The organism is Pseudoalteromonas piratica, assembly GCF_000788395.1.
GTDB classification, from domain to species: Bacteria; Pseudomonadota; Gammaproteobacteria; order Enterobacterales; family Alteromonadaceae; genus Pseudoalteromonas; species Pseudoalteromonas piratica.
The window spans coordinates 653,168-672,121 of sequence record NZ_CP009888.1 but is presented as its reverse complement, the minus strand read 5'-3'; the positions used below and the strand labels follow the sequence as shown (position 1 = coordinate 672,121).

General features: G+C 40.5%; 21 protein-coding genes. 15 read left to right on the top strand and 6 right to left on the bottom strand.

Annotation, left to right across the window (positions count from 1 at the left end; all coding sequences use genetic code 11):
• The first annotated feature begins 8 nt into the window (after window positions 1–8).
• The 3 genes from OM33_RS02985 (at window position 9) to OM33_RS02975 (ending at window position 4,537) form a co-directional block, all read left to right on the top strand.
• Window positions 9–3,137: an efflux RND transporter permease subunit gene (locus OM33_RS02985; RefSeq protein WP_038638583.1), complete on the top strand. Its 3,129-nt coding sequence runs from the start codon at window positions 9–11 to the stop codon at window positions 3,135–3,137.
• 192 nt (window positions 3,138–3,329) lie between these two features.
• Window positions 3,330–4,337, top strand: coding sequence for a GGDEF domain-containing protein (locus OM33_RS02980; RefSeq protein ID WP_234402721.1), 1,008 nt, complete (start codon window positions 3,330–3,332; stop codon window positions 4,335–4,337).
• Window positions 4,338–4,351: 14 nt separating this feature from the next.
• The gene (locus tag OM33_RS02975) at window positions 4,352–4,537 is read left to right on the top strand and encodes a hypothetical protein (RefSeq protein ID WP_038638581.1); all 186 of its coding nucleotides are present in this window, start codon (window positions 4,352–4,354) and stop codon (window positions 4,535–4,537) included.
• A 19-nt stretch (window positions 4,538–4,556) separates the two neighbouring features.
• Here the strand turns inward: OM33_RS02975 and OM33_RS02970 are convergent, their stop codons facing one another.
• Window positions 4,557–5,456: a sulfite exporter TauE/SafE family protein gene (locus tag OM33_RS02970; RefSeq protein ID WP_052140879.1), complete on the bottom strand. Its 900-nt coding sequence runs from the start codon at window positions 5,454–5,456 to the stop codon at window positions 4,557–4,559.
• A 241-nt stretch (window positions 5,457–5,697) separates the two neighbouring features.
• On the opposite strand from OM33_RS02970, the gene folM reads away from it, so the two are divergent.
• Genes folM through folX form a run of 3 tightly spaced genes read left to right on the top strand, consistent with a single transcriptional unit; the run spans window position 5,698 to window position 7,335 of the window.
• On the top strand, window positions 5,698–6,405 hold the full coding sequence (gene folM / locus OM33_RS02965) for a dihydromonapterin reductase (protein WP_038638578.1): 708 nt from the start codon (window positions 5,698–5,700) through the stop codon (window positions 6,403–6,405).
• A 9-nt stretch (window positions 6,406–6,414) separates the two neighbouring features.
• On the top strand, window positions 6,415–6,969 hold the full coding sequence (gene folE / locus OM33_RS02960; protein ID WP_038638575.1) for a GTP cyclohydrolase I FolE: 555 nt from the start codon (window positions 6,415–6,417) through the stop codon (window positions 6,967–6,969).
• Window positions 6,970–6,972: 3 nt separating this feature from the next.
• Window positions 6,973–7,335 carry a dihydroneopterin triphosphate 2'-epimerase gene (gene folX / locus OM33_RS02955; RefSeq protein ID WP_038638572.1) on the top strand — a complete coding sequence of 121 codons (363 nt, stop codon included), beginning with the start codon at window positions 6,973–6,975 and terminating at the stop codon, window positions 7,333–7,335.
• On the opposite strand, the gene OM33_RS02950 is transcribed toward folX, so the two are convergent.
• Window positions 7,332–7,754: a YqaA family protein gene (locus OM33_RS02950; protein ID WP_038638569.1), complete on the bottom strand. Its 423-nt coding sequence runs from the start codon at window positions 7,752–7,754 to the stop codon at window positions 7,332–7,334. The two genes, folX and OM33_RS02950, sit on opposite strands and share 4 nt — an antisense overlap.
• A 91-nt stretch (window positions 7,755–7,845) precedes the next feature.
• Here OM33_RS02950 and OM33_RS02945 point away from each other — a divergent pair, with 91 nt between their 5' ends.
• Window positions 7,846–8,343 (top strand): TlpA disulfide reductase family protein, encoded by a 498-nt coding sequence (locus tag OM33_RS02945; RefSeq protein ID WP_038638566.1) that lies wholly within the window; start codon window positions 7,846–7,848, stop codon window positions 8,341–8,343.
• Between the two features lie 108 nt (window positions 8,344–8,451).
• Window positions 8,452–8,901 (top strand): c-type cytochrome, encoded by a 450-nt coding sequence (locus OM33_RS02940; protein WP_038638563.1) that lies wholly within the window; start codon window positions 8,452–8,454, stop codon window positions 8,899–8,901.
• A gap of 84 nt (window positions 8,902–8,985) precedes the next feature.
• Here the strand turns inward: OM33_RS02940 and OM33_RS02935 are convergent, their stop codons facing one another.
• Window positions 8,986–9,639 carry a cytochrome b/b6 domain-containing protein gene (locus OM33_RS02935; protein WP_038638559.1) on the bottom strand — a complete coding sequence of 218 codons (654 nt, stop codon included), beginning with the start codon at window positions 9,637–9,639 and terminating at the stop codon, window positions 8,986–8,988.
• Between the two features lie 227 nt (window positions 9,640–9,866).
• Here OM33_RS02935 and OM33_RS02930 point away from each other — a divergent pair, with 227 nt between their 5' ends.
• From OM33_RS02930 to OM33_RS02920, 3 genes are read left to right on the top strand one after another with little or no spacing between them, the layout of a single operon-like run.
• A complete protein-coding gene (locus OM33_RS02930) occupies window positions 9,867–10,694 on the top strand; it encodes an AraC family transcriptional regulator (RefSeq protein WP_038638556.1) in 828 nt (275 codons plus the stop codon).
• Complete coding sequence (locus OM33_RS02925) at window positions 10,675–11,358, top strand: AzlC family ABC transporter permease (protein ID WP_038638552.1); 684 nt, start codon at window positions 10,675–10,677, stop codon at window positions 11,356–11,358. Before OM33_RS02930 ends, OM33_RS02925 begins: the two co-directional genes overlap by 20 nt.
• Window positions 11,355–11,657: an AzlD domain-containing protein gene (locus tag OM33_RS02920; RefSeq protein ID WP_038638550.1), complete on the top strand. Its 303-nt coding sequence runs from the start codon at window positions 11,355–11,357 to the stop codon at window positions 11,655–11,657. Before OM33_RS02925 ends, OM33_RS02920 begins: the two co-directional genes overlap by 4 nt.
• Before the next feature lie 30 nt (window positions 11,658–11,687).
• Here OM33_RS02920 and OM33_RS02915 read toward each other — a convergent pair whose 3' ends face one another.
• Window positions 11,688–12,842 (bottom strand): iron-containing alcohol dehydrogenase, encoded by a 1,155-nt coding sequence (locus tag OM33_RS02915; RefSeq protein WP_038638547.1) that lies wholly within the window; start codon window positions 12,840–12,842, stop codon window positions 11,688–11,690.
• 138 nt (window positions 12,843–12,980) lie between these two features.
• On the opposite strand from OM33_RS02915, the gene OM33_RS02910 reads away from it, so the two are divergent.
• From OM33_RS02910 to OM33_RS02900, 3 genes are all read left to right on the top strand, one after another.
• A complete protein-coding gene (locus tag OM33_RS02910; protein WP_038638545.1) occupies window positions 12,981–13,853 on the top strand; it encodes a LysR family transcriptional regulator in 873 nt (290 codons plus the stop codon).
• Between the two features lie 75 nt (window positions 13,854–13,928).
• Entirely contained in the window at window positions 13,929–14,411 is a 483-nt protein-coding gene (locus OM33_RS02905) for a glutathione peroxidase (RefSeq protein ID WP_038638541.1), read from the top strand.
• A 2-nt stretch (window positions 14,412–14,413) separates the two neighbouring features.
• A complete protein-coding gene (locus OM33_RS02900; RefSeq protein WP_038638539.1) occupies window positions 14,414–14,854 on the top strand; it encodes a MarR family winged helix-turn-helix transcriptional regulator in 441 nt (146 codons plus the stop codon).
• Here the strand turns inward: OM33_RS02900 and OM33_RS02895 are convergent.
• Window positions 14,851–15,030 carry a PA3496 family putative envelope integrity protein gene (locus tag OM33_RS02895; protein ID WP_038638536.1) on the bottom strand — a complete coding sequence of 60 codons (180 nt, stop codon included), beginning with the start codon at window positions 15,028–15,030 and terminating at the stop codon, window positions 14,851–14,853. The genes OM33_RS02900 and OM33_RS02895 overlap by 4 nt on opposite strands.
• A gap of 277 nt (window positions 15,031–15,307) precedes the next feature.
• On the opposite strand from OM33_RS02895, the gene OM33_RS02890 reads away from it, so the two are divergent.
• Entirely contained in the window at window positions 15,308–16,126 is an 819-nt protein-coding gene (locus tag OM33_RS02890) for a DUF2884 family protein (protein ID WP_038638534.1), read from the top strand.
• Window positions 16,127–16,184: 58 nt separating this feature from the next.
• Here the strand turns inward: OM33_RS02890 and OM33_RS21950 are convergent, their stop codons facing one another.
• Window positions 16,185–18,947 (bottom strand): HD domain-containing phosphohydrolase, encoded by a 2,763-nt coding sequence (locus tag OM33_RS21950; protein WP_052140878.1) that lies wholly within the window; start codon window positions 18,945–18,947, stop codon window positions 16,185–16,187.
• Window positions 18,948–18,954 lie beyond the last annotated feature (7 nt).

Genomic DNA, 18,954 nt, shown 5'->3' with positions numbered 1-18,954 from the left:
GGCCAACCATGACGAATAAACAACAAACAGGGCTCATCGCTTTTTTTGCCAATAACTCAGTTGCTGCCAATTTAATGATGTTTTTCATTATATTAATGGGGGTTGTGAGTTATTTAACCATTCAGCGCCAAATGTTTCCGAGCATTGAAATTAACTACATTACTGTTAACGCTAATTATCCTGGGGCATCGCCACAGGAAATTGAAGAAGGCATTTTAATCAAAATTGAAGAAGCAATTAAAGACATCACCGAGGTAGAAAAAGGCATTTCTCGTGCGTTTCGCAATGGTGGTAGTTTGACGCTAGAAATTGATCCAGATAAAAACTTAGCTGAAGTGCTCGATAAGGTAAAATTAAGAGTTGATGGTATAGCCACATTTCCTGCAGGCATGGAGCCGGTTACGGTATCACAAATAGAGTTTCAGCAAGATGTAATTAATATGGCTTTAGTTGGTAACTTACCGCTCACCCAACTAAAACCAATTGCGCGTCAAATTGAAACTGAATTATTACAATTAAAAAATGTTTCATTGGTTAACCTAAGTACGCCTGACGATGAAATTGCAGTCGAAATTCAACCTGATCAATTACGAAAATATAACCTCACGTTGAACCAAGTGAGTGATGCCATCAGACGTTATTCTGCCAATATATCCGCGGGTCAGCTTAAAACTGATTCAGGAATAATTTCGGTTCGTGTTGAAAATCAGTTTTATAAAGGCGATGAATTCCGCCAAATTCCAGTTAAAGTTGGCAGTAATGGCGCCAAGGTTCTACTCGGTGATATTGCTGAGATAAAAGATCAATTTGTTGAAGGCGAACGCTACTTCAAAATGTCAGGTGCCAATGCGATTTCATTGTCAGTAAAAGCAACCAAAGATCAAAACATGATTCCGGTAGCGGAATCAGTGAAGAAATTTATTACTGAGCGCAATAAAACACTGCCGCCAGGAGTAAAACTCGAAACCATCGTTGATATGACGTACTACTTAAATGCACGTCTGGATATGATGCTGAAAAATCTGTTTCAAGGGGCGATACTGGTCGCTCTAATGCTAAGTTTGTTCTTACGCTTTAAATTAGCATTGTGGGTAATGGTTGGCTTACCAGTGTGCTTCTTAGGTGCCATGATGATGATGCCGATGGTTGGCGTTAGTATCAATATTGTGTCGTTATTTGCGTTTATTATGGTACTAGGTATCGTGGTAGACGATGCCATCGTGATAGGTGAAAGTGCATACAGTGAAATTGAACGATCCGGCCCAGGTGTAAACAGCGTGGTACGGGGTGCGCAGCGCGTTGCAACGCCCGCCACCTTTGGTGTATTAACAACTATTGCGGTATTTGCACCGTTTACCTTATCCAGTGGCCCTGAAAGTGCGTTTTTTGTCAGTATCGCGGCCGTGTCAATTTTATGTTTAGTCTTTAGCTTAATTGAGTCTAAATTAATTTTACCTGCGCATTTGGCTCATACGCATTTCAGTGAAGTGAAGCCAGATGGCTTTAGAGCAAAGTTTAACGAACGCTTTTTTGGTTTCGTGAACGGTCCTTATCAGCGTTTTATTTTAAAGTGTGTTGAATGGCGATACGCGGTTTTTGCAACCTTCTTTGCATTATTAATGATAAGTGTTGGCTTACTTGCGGGTAATTATGTGCGTGTGGTACCAACGCCGAAGGTACCCCATGACTTTCCAACTATTCGTATTGAAATGAACGATAACGTGTCAGATACCCAGACCATTTCAGCGTTGCAATCAATCGAATCTGTCATTATGCAAATTGATAAACAAACTCAAGCAGATACCGGACAAACCATGATCCGCGATATGTTAGTGTTTAATCAAGGTCGTACAGAAGGGCAGTTGGTGGTGCCATTGGTTGATGAAGAATTAAGGCCTTATAATACATTTGAGCTCTCTCGTCGTTGGCGTGAAGCACTGCCGGCAATTCCAGGGTTAAAATCCATTAATATTCAAGATGATGTTAATGGCGGCGGCAATGATGGTGAATTTGGTTACTTACTATTCGGCCCAGATATCGAAACGCTCAATGCGGCAGGGCGCCAGTTTATAGCTATGTTGCAGCAGCAAAAAGGCTTATTTGATATTAGCTCGACCATCGATCCTGCCAGCAAAGAAGTGCAAATCAGCTTAAAACCGGTGGCTTATGATTTAGGCCTTAACCTTGCCAATATTGCGAATCAAGTAGGTGCCAGTTTTTATGGTGGTGAGGCGCAACGCGTTATTCGAAATGGCGAAGAGGTACGCGTGATGGTGCGTTATCCTAAACTAACGCGTGAAGCATACTCATCGCTTAAATACACAGTAATTACCACGCCAAATGGTAAAGAGGTGATGCTTGGCGATGTGGTCGATCTCGTTGAGAAGCCGGGGATCAGCTACATTCGTCGTGAAGGCGGCTATCGCAGCGTCTATATTTGGGGTGCAATTGATGAAGAAGTTGTTGAACCAGATGCAGTCGTTAAATCGGTAAAAGAGGAATTGTTACCCCAGCTTAAAGAGCAATTCCCAACCGTAAAATCAGAACTAGGTGGTTCGATTGAAGAGCAGCAAGCACAAGCGAATGAACAAAAGCTATTCTTTATCGCTGGTATGTTTATTGTGTATATATTGCTAGCGGTGCCGCTAAAGAGCTATTTCCAGCCCTTGATTATTATGTCGGTTATCCCGTTTAGCATGATCGGCGCGATTTGGGGGCATTTCTCTTTTGGTTTAGATATTTCCTTAATGTCTACTTTTGGCTTAATTGCGGCGGCTGGGGTAGTAATAAACGACTCCTTGGTTATGACCGATTTTGTCAACCAAATGCGTGCCCAAGGTGCCACCATTAAAGAAGCAGTAACAAAAGCGGGCTGTGCGCGTTTTCGTGCGATAACCCTGACATCCATCACCACCTTTGTGGGGGTGTTGCCAATTATGTTTGAAACGAGCCTACAGGCACGTTTTGTTATTCCGATGGCGGTAGCACTAGGTTTCTCTGTGTTATTTGCCACCTTAGTGACTTTGGTATTAGTGCCTTGCATGTATTTAATTTTGCAAGATATAGGCAATGGGCTTTCAGCGCTTATTAATAAGATAAGAGGTCAACGAAGCGCTAAAGTGAGTTCACTAAGCTAATAAAATGTCTAAATAAAGCCCTAATTATTAGGGCTTTTTTTTGCTCTAATGAAAATGTTTAAAATTTACACTTTTGCTAGCAAATCTTTGTTCCTCGACTACACTTTTCTTAGAATCTATTGATTGCGGCTATTAAGCAAGTGCTAAGGATCGCATAAGGATTGCAAAGTGGAGTTTAGTTTGAAGAATACCATGTCACACTCAGCCGAGTGTTTGCGAAAAGCTGTCCCTTTAATGGTCAAATACAACATTGCAGTAACGCCTGCTAATTATGCCCTTTGGTATAGTTATGTTTCAGGTAATCATCCTAACTTAAATCAAAAATTAGACTCAGCGCTCAGAACTTATGGCACTTGCCCACCTGCGCTATCAAGAGATTTATTTGAAGAGTTCCTCTCGGATAAAGATTTAGAACTGTTTGATTCGGTTGCGACAGAAATTAGTACTGTAATTGCTTCGGTTGAGAAAGGTGTTGGGCAAACCCTTAATTCTGCCATTGATTTTAGTGAAGTTTTAAATACCTGCAATCAAGAGTTAGATGGCTTTTCCAGTAATGAGAATACTGAAAAAGACATTCTTGAAGTGGTGAATAAATTATCTGAAGAGTCAAAAAGCATGCAGCAAACAGCTGAGCGCTTTCAACAACAATTACGTGCCGCCCATAAAGAAATATCGAGTTTGCGAAGCGAACTTAAAGAATCTAAAAAGGCAGCGTCGAAAGATGGATTAACGGGACTAAATAATCGTAAATCATTCGATGAAGATCTTGAGCTTTTATGCAATAGCCATCACAGCATATTAAAGCTTTATCTCACCTTTGTTGATATCGACCACTTTAAAAAGTTCAATGATGACTTTGGCCATCAAAAAGGTGATTTGGTATTAAAAGTTGTCGCAGATAGGCTGACAAAACATGCTGATCAACTCAATGCTGCTTATCGCTATGGCGGTGAGGAATTTTGCATCTTGAGTCAATTTAAAGACAAGCGAGAGGCAATTAGCTACCTTGAAAAAATTCGTATTGATATCGAAAAATTAGCACTTAAAGACAACAAAACAGGTAAGGCCCTGCGCAGTATCTCAGCAAGTTTTGGTTTAGCTGAGTATGAAGGAGAAGCCCCTGAAATGTTTATCGAGCGAGCCGACCAGGCTCTCTATAAAGCGAAAGAGTCAGGTCGAAACTGCATTATTGTAGCTTAATTAAAGGCAAAAGGATGACCACATTAATTGAAATGCTTGCGATGCAAAAAGCACAGAGTGAAGGGCGTTTAAAAGTGACTGCTGATGATATTATGTGGGCACAAGCTAACATTGATTGCTTTGAAGCATTACGAGATTGTATGGGTCTTGATGTTGCTGATAATGACGTGTTGTTTGATGATCAGCTAAATAATTGTTAGTTGCAGCTAAAAGGGTAGGTTAATAGGCGCGCACATTGATAACTTCATACAATGTAAAACCAATTTCAAGACCAATTAGTGTTAGTAGGAAGCTCAAGAGTACTGATTTTGGTACTTTAGCACAGCAGTATGCGCCTAGCGGCGCACCAATTACAACAACAGGAATTGCGGCGAGCACATATTGCGATATTTCTGCAGTTACATTTCCAATATAGAAATAATTAATGAGACTTGCGAATACAGAAGTTGCAGCCATTAGTAAGACTGAACTTGCTGTTGCAATTTTTAGGTCAGCCTTAAAATAGAGCATAAGTAGCGCAAAAATAGCGATATCGGCACCTGAACCAATTAACCCACTAACAACCCCTCCTAAAAAAGCTACCAAAACAACAAGGGTATTTTGTCGTTTACAGCTAAGGTCGATAGATAAGTGCACCTTACCACGCCAATGAGCTCGTAGTAATGTGATGGCAAAAACCAGTAAAAAAACACTAAACAGTGATTTTGTCATAAGCCGAGGAATTAAATCGGCAATGAATAATAGGCTAATAGCAACACCTGGCAATGCACCAATAAGCGCTAGTAACACCACAGAACGATAATATTTAATACCACCAAAAATAATTGTGATGCTTGCTGCTGTCATGCCAAAACTCTGAATAGCGAGTGAAAACACTTTCGCCGTTGTAGGGTCAATGGCCAATACTTTTGTCATCACAGGAAAGGCCACAGCACCGCCACCAAGCGCGGTTCCTCCGGCTACAAATGAGCCAAACACCATGGTTATTGCAATGCTGATTTGCGACAAAAAGTTGGCAAGTGCTGAGTGTATACCTTGTAGAGAAAGCCAAAAAATATAAACAAAAGCGATGCACAAAAGCGGAATATAGTGTTGGAAGTTTTGCTTTTTATAAGTCATGTACAGCGCTGTCATTTTTATGTGGTGATAAAAGTATCAAAAATCTCATAACAATGACAATTGAATAAATTTGCAGTTATCAAAGAGGAATAAATAAAAGTTATAAGATCTAAACAGGTTAAAAATCTGTATAAAAGCAGGTTAGGCCTTTTTAATTCGCTCAACGGCTTAATAAATCAAGAAGTTAGGTTATAGTTAATAATACAAGCGATTAATCCCAAAACGAACTTATCAAAATTATATGGCAACAATATTAATTACAGGTGCGGCGCAACGCATTGGACTCGATATAGCAAAACACTTTATCGAAAAAGGATTTCAACTCATCATTACTTATCGTACCAAACATGACTCTGTAGCCGAGCTTGCTGAACTTGGTGCAATTTGCTTGCAGTGTGACTTTGAAGAACCTGGTGCGGTTGACTCGTTAGTAGAGCGTGTTAAAGCGCATACCTCAGAGCTGAGAGCAATTATTCACAATGCATCAAGTTGGGATTGTGAGAGTAAAAACCCAGACTTTAATGGCCTATTTGATAGCATGATGAATATTCATGCCAAAGTACCTTATTTGCTTAATTTAGCACTCACTCCTTTGCTGCAAAATACCAACGCTGAGCACAGCGACATTATTCATGTAACTGACTATGTGGTTGAAAAAGGCAGCCCGAAACATATTGCTTATGCGGCAAGTAAAGCTGCCCTGGATAATCTCACACGCTCTTTTGCAGCAAAATTAGCGCCTAAGGTAAAAGTAAATTCAATCGCTCCTTCGTTAATTATCTTTAACGATCATGACGATGAAGCTTACCGTGTTAAAACGCTTAAAAAATCTATTATGGCGCTTGAACCCGGCACAGCAGAAGTGGTTAATGGTGTTGAGATGATTCTTAATAGCAACTACATGACAGGACGTACATTGCAACTAGATGGTGGTCGCCACCTAAAATAGGACAGGACAATGGAAAAGAAACTAGCTGAAAACTACCTCAAAATTATCGAAGCGGTTGGCGAAGATCCAAACCGAGAAGGCTTGCTAGACACGCCAAAACGGGCAGCAAAAGCGATGGAATATTTAACCAAAGGATATCGCCAAACGTTGCAAGAAATTACCAATAACGCTGTTTTTAGTTCCGATGCAGACGACATGGTATTAGTGCAAGATATTGAGTTGTATTCCATGTGTGAGCACCATTTATTGCCATTTGTAGGTCGTTGTCATATTGCTTATATTCCTAATGGCAAAGTGCTCGGCTTATCAAAGTTTGCGCGTATCGTTGATATGTTTGCGCGCCGCTTTCAAATCCAAGAGCAACTTACTCATCAAATTGCAGAAGCTGTGCAAGAAGTAACCAATGCAAAAGGTGTTGGTGTGATTGTTGAAGCCAAGCATATGTGCATGATGATGCGTGGTGTAGAAAAACAAAACTCTAAAATGCGTACCTCGGTTATGTTAGGTAACTTCCGAGAAGATCCTAAAACTCGTAATGAGTTTCTGCAGTTAGTTAAGGGGTAATTTATGCTGAATGCGATAATTAATATCACCAATTTACGTTTGCGCACTTACATTGGATTTAATCCCGAAGAGCGGGAAAAAAAGCAAGATGTTGTCATTAACATCGAGGTGCACTATCCGGCGGATATGGCGTGCGTGACTGATGAGGTCGATCAAGCCGTTAACTATAAAGTGATTACTAAAGCGGTAATTGAATTAGTCGAAAATGGCCATTTTTTATTGCTTGAAAAGCTGGTGGCAGATGTACTTGAAGAGTGCCACCGCCATCCGAGTGTTACCTTTGCAAAAGTCTCAATCGATAAACCTCATGCCTTGCGTTTTGCTGACTCAGTATCGCTCACACTTGCATGGCAAAAGCAAAACTAAATAAATTGCAGCGCCATAGCAATAACTATGGCGTAACGCACTGCTTTACCAATGGACACGAGTACAACAAAAACACCAAAGGGCACGCGCATAATGCCCGCTATAAATGTAAGTGGATCGCCAACTACTGGTAGCCATGCAAATAACAAACTCGCTCTGCCATAGCGATTAAAACTGTTTTGCGCTTTTTCCAGTTGTTGTTCAGACACGGCAAACCACTTTTTGTTTTTAAAGCGATTTAACTCCTTTCCAAGCCACCAGTTAACGCAGCTACCAAGGGTATTGCCTAAGGTGGCACTTACCCATAGTAATGCAATGTTATTTTGTTGCTGAATCAGGTATGCGAGCATGCCTTCAGATGCCGTTGGCAGTAAGGTTGCAGCGATAAATGCGGTAAAAAATAACGAAAGGTAGCTCAAATAACGGTTTCAATTATTGTGTGATGATGGCTTGACGCATGATGCTAAATTTTTAACACTGAGTCCAGCGCAATAATTATATGGAATATAAATGAAAAAGCTTTTACCACTGGCCCTAGTGGCGACACTATTTGGCTGTGCTCAAACAGAAAACAACCAAGTTACCTATCAAAAGCCAAATTATGAAACTTATATAACACAAGGACAGACATTTCCTATCACTCAGTTTACCAACGCACAAGGTGAGCTTGTGGCGCTGGCAGAAGATAAACGTAAACTTGTATTACTGTTTGCCACCTGGTGCAGTGACTCGCAGCGTTTTGTGAAACAGTTAATGGCCTCTCCATTAATTGCCGACCCAGACTTACAAATTATTGCCATAGGCCGAGAAGAGAATGCGCAAAGTTTAGTTAACTTTTCTGAAAAATTCGCAACGAACTTCACCATGGTAGCAGACCCGAATCGTCAAATTTATAGTCAATTTGCCAATGCAGGGGTGCCACGTATTATCTTATTAGATAACCAAAATCGTGTCGTATCCACATTGATTGGTGAAGCACCCAATACCATTGAAAAAGTGCTTTGGTAATAATAAAGAAACTTATAACGCGTAAATTCGCGGATTGGTCGTTTCCAGTTGCAGCATCATGTGGGATGTTGTAATAATTGGAACGATAAAAATTATTAGGGGCAAACTATGAAAATAAGAACATTAGTTCTAGCTGCTGCGATTGCTGCACCAGCACTTGCAAATGCTAACCCTGCATTTAAAGAAGCAGAGGACGCTATTGAGTACCGTCAACAGGCGTTTCAACTGATCCGCACTCAAATTGCTAATATGGGTGATATGTTGAAAGGTAAAGTTGAATTTAATGCTGAAACATTCCAAATGCGTGCTAACAATGCTGCGGCATTGTCAAAAATGCCTTGGGAAGCGTTTTATGCGGGCACTGAGAAAGGTGACACATCTGCTTTGCCAGCAGTATGGTCTGATAATGAAACTTTCATGCAAAAAGCCAATGCCTTTGCTGATTATGCTGACAAACTAGCTGTTGCAGCGCAATCAGGTGATCCTGCGGTGATTAAACCAGCGTTCGGTGCATGGGCAAAAGGATGTAAAGACTGTCATAAGTCTTTTAAAGACTGATTGCTACACATTAATGCTCAAGTATATAAAAGGTCAGCAATTGCTGACCTTTTTAATATAATTGTTTAAATGCGACGTTAACTGCTATCCCAATAACGTTTGTACTGACTCCGCACCCCAAGTGGTAAGTAAAACAGCTAGTAAAACAGCAAAAATCACAAAGCCTATCCAACCACTCTTCATTTTGACGCTTTGTGGGTAACTTTCTGATGTTTTGCCTGTAATCATAGGTGGGACGAGCGCTTTACCTTTCAATTTATAAACCACAATTGCACAAATATGTAATGCGATAGCGATAAGAATAAAATCAAACATTTGACGGTGTAAGCTGCTCGCAAGCGTGGACAAATCACTACTCACCATTGCTACGAGAGGGCCGTCATACATAATATCGTCAGTGGTCATTAGCCCCGTAATTGCTTGCGTTAATAATAGAATGAGAAACGCGATCACCATATAACTACCTGCTGCATTATGGCCCGGAGCGTCTTGTGAGGCCCCTTTAATTGCTGCAAATGTTTGTTTAGGTGAATGAATTAGCGCTGATAACTTTGCTGTGTCACTGCCAATAACGCCCCAAATAATGCGTGTCACCAAAAGCGAGAACAAGCTAAATCCTGCGACAAAATGTAATTCCATTAGACTGTTTTCAGCTGAATAATATAGAAGTGCGATCAGTGCGACCATACTCCAATGGAAAAAGCGGATAAAACCATCCCATACTTGTGTTTTTTGCATATCGCCCCCTGACAATATTCTTCAATAACTGACATAAGAATAAAGATATGTTGCCATAAATCAGCTAGATTCGGTAAGTAAATACGTTAAACGTTACGAAAAATGCTATCGAGCAATTTTGTACAATTTTTAAAAATTTACTTAGTTATACTGACACTATCGCTAAATATTTTAAGACGTAATAACGCCTTAGATAACAGAGAATATCGAAATAATAAGTCTCATTAATGGAAAAAACGGTTTTTCAATATCATCATGAATTAAATGGTTTAGAAGTTCTGCAAGCACAATACAAGCAGCAGAATTTTGCTCGCCATAGTCATGAGGGGTACACCATAGGGTTAATTGAAAACGGCGCGCAGCGCTTCTTCCGCAGTGGTGCTAATCATGTTGCGCCAGCGAGCAGTATTATTTTAGTTAACGCAGATCAGGTGCATAACGGCCAAACTGCCACCGAACAAGGCTGGGGTTACCGTGCTATGTACCCAACACCTGGGTTATTTGAAGGCCTGACCCATGATATTGGTGAAACGCAATTAGGCGCTCCTTATTTTGATCAAGCGGTGGTGTTCGATCCTGTGCTGGCAAAGCAAATGGCACAAACTTTTGATTTACTCGCGACTGAAAAAAGCACATTAGCTAAACAGTCAGCGCTTTATCAACTGCTAATTAATCTAATAACTCGCCACAATAAGCGTTCATTTTGCTTACGCGGCATATCACGGAAACCCCAATTAGCCACAGCGCTTGATTACTTGCGAGATTATTACTTCGATAATATAAGTCTTACACAGCTGGCTGCAATTGCCAATATGAGTCCCTTTCACTTTATTCGACAATTTAAAGCGGAAACAGGGATGACTCCACATGCCTATCAAACGCAATTCCGTGTTAATCGGGCAAAGCAAATGTTACGCTCTGGACTTGCTATTAATGAGGTTGCAGTGGCAGTTGGTTTTTACGATCAAAGTCATTTTCACCGTTATTTTAAAAAGAATATGGGGTTAACCCCAAAGCAGTACAGCAAGGCAATAAATGAAAACAGCAATCGCTAAAGGTTTTTGGGACATGTTACCGCTCAATTTAGCGGTGATCCCATGGGGAATTTTATGTGGCTCACTTGCCGTGCAATCTGGGTTCAGTCCATTAGAAGCCCAGTTAATGTCGCTGTTAGTGTTTGCTGGTTCAGCGCAGTTGGTAGCAATCGAGTTAATTGTTGGCAATGCATCACTTATCACCATTTTAGTTACCACTTTTATTATCAGTGCGCGTCACTTTTTGTATGGCTTGAGTGTGCGACACAAGTTAATTGATAAACCGCTAAAATGGCGATTAAGTTTAGGTTTCTTATTAACCGACGAGTTGTTTGCATTTTCCCATCATAGTCGTGCTTACCAAGGCAAAATTCGCTTGGTATATGCGTTAGTTGCTGGTGGTAGTTTTTATATCGCATGGAATATTTGGACCTTGATTGGCGTGGTTGCTGGCGCCATGTTGCCTGACTTAACTCAGATGGGTTTAGATTTTGCCATCGCATCTATTTTTATTGCCTTAGTGATTCCGAGTATTACTAATTGGCCAACCTTATTTGCATGTTTAGCTTCGGCAGTTAGCATCGTGGTATTCAAATTGTGGCAAGTTGAGCTGGGGTTAATATTTGCTGCTTTGTTAGGAATGAGTGTGGGTTATGCACTTGCCAGTAAACGAGGTGAGAAGTGATAGAAATTATTTTACTGATGGCATGCGTTACTTTTACAACACGCTTTTTATTTTTATCTAAACGCCTACCGTTTAGCATAGGGCCGAAAATGCAACGCTTTTTAAGCTTTAGTGCACCTTGTGTATTAACCGCTATTTGGGTGCCCATTGTGTTTGTGCAAGAAGGCAAGCTGGCGATTTCATTGAATAATCCCTATTTAATTGCTGCCTGTGTGGCGGTGTTACTGGCATATCGCTTTAAGAATTTATACATCACTACGGTTGTAAGTTTAGTGGTGTTCTTTTTATTAAAGCTCTAACTGAATTTTCAGTTAGAGCTTGTTGTGTCTTTAGAGCGATGCCTTAAGTACTTCACGGCTAATATCGAGTGTGACTTGTTGGTTTTCACCGAGAGCAACCATACCATGTCGTTCAAGTTGCTCAACAATCGCATCCACGATTTCTTCGCCTAATTGGTAATCGCTAAAGCGTGTTGGCATGTTTACTGAGTGGAAAAATGCCACTGTCTTTTCGATTGCTAGATCAATGGCAATGTTATTATCTTGCTCTGAAATGCCCCAAATACGTTCAGCATATTGCAGTAATTTAGCTTCTTTTTGTTGGCGCATTGCATGCATCATTCGTGGTAACACTATGGCTAACGTTTGTGCATGGTCTAAACCATAAAGCGCCGTAATTTCATGACCTAGCATATGGGTTGACCAATCTTGTGGTACACCTGCACCAATCAGGCCGTTTAATGCCATGGTCGCTGACCACATTAGGTTTTCACGAACCTCCATATTGTCTGGTTCAGCAAACACACGAGGGCCTTCTTCGATGAGTGTATGTAATAAGCCTTCAGCGAAACGATCTTGTACTTTTGCGCCGTGGTCAAATGTGAGGTATTGCTCCATTACATGAACAAACGCATCAACAATACCGTTGGCCAGTTGTCTTTCAGGTAGCGTTTTGGTTACTTGCGCATCTAGCACAGCAAATTTAGGTTGTACTTTTTCGCTAAAGAACGGCAGTTTATCGTTGCTGTCGAGTTTCGAAACAACCGAGTAGCTATTCGATTCTGAACCAGTTGCTGGCAGTGTCAGTACCACACCGATAGGTAAAGCGTCGGTTACCTCTGCGGCTTTTGCCAGAATATCCCATGGCTTGCCATCAAATTTTGCTGCTGCAGCAATAAACTTAGTACCATCAATGACAGAACCACCGCCTACGGCAAGTAAATAATCAATGTTGTGCTCTTTAATTTGTGCAACAGCGCGCATAGCTGTTTCATAGCTTGGATTTGGCTCAATACCAGAAAATTCAACCACCTGATGTTCGCTTAGCGCATCAACTACTTGCTGATAAATGCCATTTTGCTTAATACTGCCACCACCATAAATGATCATCACTTTGGCAGATGAAGGGATTTCCTGTTGAATTGTTGCGATTTGGCCTTGACCAAAAATAATTTTCGTTGGATTTACAAAACTAAATTCCATGATATTGCCTCAATTAGGTACGGTAATTAAGGCCAGTTTAGCGTGTAACAACACAGGGATAATCCCCCAAATTGACAAATAACTTTTGCATCTGTGCAATAATGGTTGTGATAGTGTTTTTATTTTTGCTGTGGAGTGGATATGGATTGGCAGGGTATTAATGAGTTCTTAGCGGTTGTTGAAAATGGCAGCTTTACTCGTGCGGCAAAAATTTTAGATGTCTCAACATCACATGTCAGTCGCAGTGTTGCTCAGTTGGAATCCCGTTTGGGGGTGGCACTGCTAAAGCGTACAACCCGTTCATTGAAGTTAACCGAGGCAGGGCAACAATATGCTGCATCACTTAGCTCTATCCAATCGGCTATGGAAGAAGCCAATCTAGCACTGCAAGGTGAGCAACAAGAGCCTAAAGGTACTATTCGCGTGTCGTGTGCAGGTGATTTTGCGGCAAAGCACGTCGCACCTAAATTAGCACAGTTTTGTCAGCGTTATACTCAGGTATCTATGGTGATGGACTTTAATAATCGAAATGTTGACTTAATTTCTGAAGGCGTCGATTTAGCGATTCGTTTTGGTCGTATGGCTGATTCCAATTTAATCGCACGACCATTAACCACACGAGTTATGACGCTAGTTGCGTCACCCGATTATCTAACACAGTTTGGCGCCCCCACTCATCCTGAGCAGCTTATAGAGCATAATTGCTTGTATGCGGTCACTAATCGCTGGCGCTTTAAAGTTGATGGCGCTATCAAAGAATATAAAATTTCCGGCCGCTGGCGCAGCAACAATGGTGAGGCGCTACTACAGGCATGCTTGACGGGTTTGGGTATTGCGCACCTTGCGCAAGATATTGTTGAGGAATATGTCTCAAATGGGCGATTAGTCAGTTTATTAGCGCCCTATCAAGTTGCTGATAACGCTTCGTGGTTAGTTTACCCAAATCGCGATTTAATGCCGTTACGTGTGCGTTTGTTGATCGATTTTTTAATTGCAGAGTTTAATCAAGATTAATACTTCAATTTTTGAACTATTATTGCGCGATTGTGTCGTGCACGATATATTTTACTGCAATAGAGGAGAAAGCATATGACACCGTTTTATCAATTAAGCATTAATAGCCTGCAAGGGCAAAAAATCGATTTTTCAGAGTATCAGGGCAAAGCAGTATTAGTGGTTAATACTGCTAGCAAGTGCGGGCTTACGCCACAATACGAAGGACTACAAGCACTTCACAAAAAATACAGTGATAAAGGGCTGGTTATTATTGGCTGCCCATGCAATCAATTTGGTCAACAAGAGCCTGGTAGCGCCGAACAAATTCAAGGCGAGTGTTTAATTAACTATGGCGTTGATTTTACGATGACTGAAAAAATAGATGTAAATGGTGAAAACAGTCACCCGCTTTATAAATATTTACGCACTGAGTTAAGCGGCATTTTGGGCAATAAAATTAAATGGAATTTCACTAAATTTTTGATTGGCCGTGATGGCAAGCCGTTAAAGCGTTTTGCGCCTACCACAAAACCTGAAGCATTAGAAAAGTACATTGAACAAGCTTTGGCGCAGTAGCCATGGCCAGTAATGCTGATCAATTATTAGAAAACCAACTTTGCTTTCCGATTTATGCTGCGTCACGCTTGGTGACGCGGCTATATCAGCCAGAGTTGGATAAGCATAAGTTGACCTATCCCCAGTACGTAATTCTATTGATTTTGTGGCAACAAGATGGTGTTACAGTAGGAGAGATAGGTCAGCAAGCTATTTTAAATAACAACACGCTAACGCCAATTTTAAAACGCATGGAACAAAGTGATTTAATAGAGCGCCGCCGCGATGAATGGGATGAACGCAAAGTACGTATTTTTTTAACCCAACATGGCCATGCTTTACAGCAGAGCCTTTCTTGCTTGCCTTCACAATTAGTTGATAAAGTCGGGTTGGACCTTGAAAAAGCAAAGCAATTAAAAGTGTTATTGGGTGACTTAATGGATAAGCTCAACGACCAGTTTTAGAGCTCATCCCAATAGTTATGTGTTTCATCCATACCAATGGATTTGAGCAGGCGCTTTTGTTCTAAAATATCTTCTAAGCGTTTTTTCACTTCTCGCTTGTGTTGGCTATCTTCGCTGTGTTCAAGATCTGAATTCAGCGGCTCTTGATTATTTATGTCTTGGTAATTGTCTTTCATGATCACCCTCAACATTACAATTTAAGCACTCATAATCAGTAAAAACCCATATTGCTGTTAGCGCAAGTAATGGTGTTAAATTTTAATTGGTCAAATTCAACAATATAGTGGTTAAAAAAACCATTTATTAGTTTTAAGTATTTATTTCCCCTCGTTATTTTTAGCCTGATTTTATTTATATTGTTGATAATTATTGGTTTTTTATTTTTGGCATTGAGTTTGATAAAGGTATAACACTTAGAGAAAAAATTAAAACGCGACAGAAACGGGAATCACTATGAAAAAATTAATTATCACAACAGCAGTAGCAGCATGTATGGGTCTATCAGCAAATGCAATGGCGCACCAAGACGGTCATGATAACAACATTAACTTTTCATCAGATAGCTGTAATTTAAAGTTCAACAATAAGCTTTCTATCACCCCTGAGGTACTTAATATTGAAGCAGCATCAGGTGTGGTAGCAATTGATCAAGATGGCAATCTTCAAATAAATGGTGAAGCGCAGTCTCTGTCGGCAAGTGATCAAACCCTATTAGCACGCTACTCGGATGATGTACGAGGCCAGGTGCCACAAGTGGCTGAAATTGCTATGGAAGGTGTTGCACTTGCGGGGGTTGCATTAAGTGAAGTTGGCAATGCATTTGGTTTAGAAAACATGGCTGCAATGGAAGAGATCATGTCGGAAATCGGCGAAGAAATCCAAGATGCATTTTATGACGGTGGCACCTTTGTAATGGACCAAGGTCGTTTTGATAATATTGGCGATACATTCGACAATAAGTTTGATGAAAAAATGGAACAAGCGATGGAAGAAATGATGATGGAATCCATTGGTAGTTTATTGATCACCCTTGGTAGCGAAATGATCAGTTCAGGTGGCAATATGAATGATTTTGAACAGCGCATGGAACGCATGGGTGAACAAATTGAAGAGAAAGTTGAGCTGCAAGCGAAGAATATTGAGCAAAAAGCGGATCAAATGTGTCACGACTTTAAAGCACTCGCACTGCAAGAAGATGAGCTGCAAGCACGTATTCCAGCTCTCGCAAATTACGATGTATTTAAAGTAGAAACTAAAAAGTCATCAATCTAATGTAAGTAAACATTAGGCATAGCGTCAGTCATCATTTTAGGGAGCATTAGCTCCCTTTTTAATTGAGTTGTTCAGCTTTTAAGTGAACTTTCCCATAATGTTCGGGGATCTTTTCGGCAATGAAAAAGTTGAGTAAATCTTGGTCTAGTTCACCTTTACTTGCGAGTTGTTGCATTATGCCAATGGCCTGTGACAGGGTCTTCGCTTTTTTATAAGGCCGATCCGAGGCGGTGAGAGCTTCAAAAATATCAGCAATTGCTAAAATACGCGCTTCAAAGCTAATCTCATCACCGCACAGCCCTTTGGGGTAGCCGTTACCATTAAGTTTTTCATGATGTGCACCTGCGATCTCAGGCACTCTGCTTAAATGTTTTGGAAATGGTAGCTTCTCAAGAATTTCAATTGTTTGAATGATGTGATGGTTGATTGCATAGCGCTCTTCAGAATTAATAGTACCGGCACTCACGCTTAGATTATAGAGTTCACCAAGATTATTTCTTAACTCGGGCTGTTGTAAATTATATTTAGTGCTATCGCAGCGTAAGTTTTGATTATAAAGCAAGTGACTTGGTTTATCGGCCAAAATACTAAGCTCAGAAACCTCAGGGTAATCAGTGTATTGCGTTAACTCTTCTTGTGATAACCCTAGACGCTCATTAAAATATGGTTGCCAATTCAGTTGTGCGATTTCATGGAGTTTGTTTTTGTCACTGTCTGATACAAACTCAGCGCTATTGCAATAAGCTACATGCGCAAAGTCACTTTCTAACTGCTTTATTTGTTTCATTAATTTAGCATTGACTGCGCTTTTATCCGCACCGGCTAAGATTTCTTTTAGCGCGTCAATTTCTAAATCACGTTTTACTACTTCAAAACGCGTTCTAATTTCATGAATGCGGTTGTAAATGGTTTCTAATCGGGTGGCTTTGTCCACTATGTATTCTGGCGTTGTGACTTTACCACAGTCATGTAACCAAGCCGCGATGGAAAGTTGGCGCCTCGCACTTTCATCAAAATGAAAATTAGGAAACTGCGTGGATTGACTCGCTGCTTCAGCAATTTGTGTGGCAAGCTCAGGCACTCGTTGACAGTGTTTACCCGTATAGTGAGATTTAGTATCAATCGCACCCGCAATGACTTGAATAAAGGAATCGAGCAACTTCTCTTGTCTATTGACCAGCTTTCGCCCTTCAATTGCGACACCAAAAAACGCGGCAACTTGCTCAGCAAGCTTAAGACTAATGTGCTCTTGCGGCATACTTACAGGATAAAAATATATTTGTAAGCCAATAACCTGTTGCTCGCGATTTTTTAGCGGCACAAGCACTTGGTAGCACTCTGAATCGGCTTGTGAAAACAGGGTTTGTAACGTTTCAGGTAATTTATTTATCTTTGTTGTATCACAAGTAGTGTATAACGCGTGCCAGTCGATATTGGGCAGATTATCGAGCGTGAATTTTTGCTTATGATACTGTAAGAATTCCGCTACTAATGCTTGGTTTTTCGTAAGAAGAATCAAACACCCTTCGGCATGCATCATTTGCATCGATTTTATGGCTATTTTATCGATTAAATGTTGTAAGTTTTGTTCTTTTGAAAGGGTTTCAAGCAGGCTGAAAAACTCCACTAAGTTACTGTGAAGAAGTTCTAAACTATGAGCTAGTTCTTCAATTTCAGTTACTTGGGCATAGCGAGTTGATTTTTTAGGTGCTTCGAAATTGGCTAACTGTGACGCATATTCGTTTACTTGACGAATGGGACGCGTCATAAGGTGAGCAACAAAATAACTCAAGGGTAATACTAATAAACATAATCCAATAGAGATAAACAACCATTGGTACAGCTGTGCATATATCGGTGCGAGAATATCTTCTGCTTCGGTGGCAGCAACTAACATGATGTTGCTACCTTCTTCATTATTTATTTCTGATGCACTGATATACCATGACTGATTTTTAGTTTGTATTTTCGTAAGTGAATGACTATCCGATGATCTTACCTGTGCTGCGGAGTGAGCTAACCACGTTTGCCAAGGGGCAATTTGTTGGTTATTTAATTGAATATTCTGACCATCTTGTAACGCTAAAAGCTTATTTTGACTGTTCATTAAAAACAGCCAAGTGTTAAATTTGAGTGCGTCATGACGCATGCTTTCGGACAGAGCTTGTGAATTAAGGTCTAGGTTTACCGTGAGTTGATTAACTTGTTTCACCATCGAAAACACTTTTTCGTTGCGAAAATTGTCAAGATAAGGCTCAACCACGGTAACCTTGTGAGCGGTTTTGGCTTGTTGGTACCATGGACGCTCTTCGATATTAAGTGTGGCGGGAAGTGCTTGTTTTTCGATTAGTGTTAGCGCTTGATCATAAAAAGAACGAACTTCTTTATTATCGTTTATCTTTTGCAGTAAAAAATAAGCGTTGTGTGGTGCGCCAAATAAGCCTTTTGTTTCGGCAGATTTAATTTGGTGCAGTGCCCAAAGGGTATTATCTGCTGTAACGATCATTATGGCATCGGCATGTTCGTCACTGTGTAAAAACATACTGAGTTCGCGTAACAACAACGGGGGAAACTCTTTAAGGAGCGCTTGCTTTGCTTGATAACGGTAAATAAGGCTATTGATGACTTTGTGTTCGTTACTGTAATCAGAACGAATACGTGTTAGCACATCTTTGAGCGCTTGTTGATGATTATTGAGTGCTTGAGTTGTGGCATACTCCAAGCGATTTTGATAATTCAGATAAATAAATGTGCTACTAATGAGTAACGACGACATCAAAACAGCAATAGTCGAAAATGTGATAATGCTCAGTTTTGGCATGATTAAC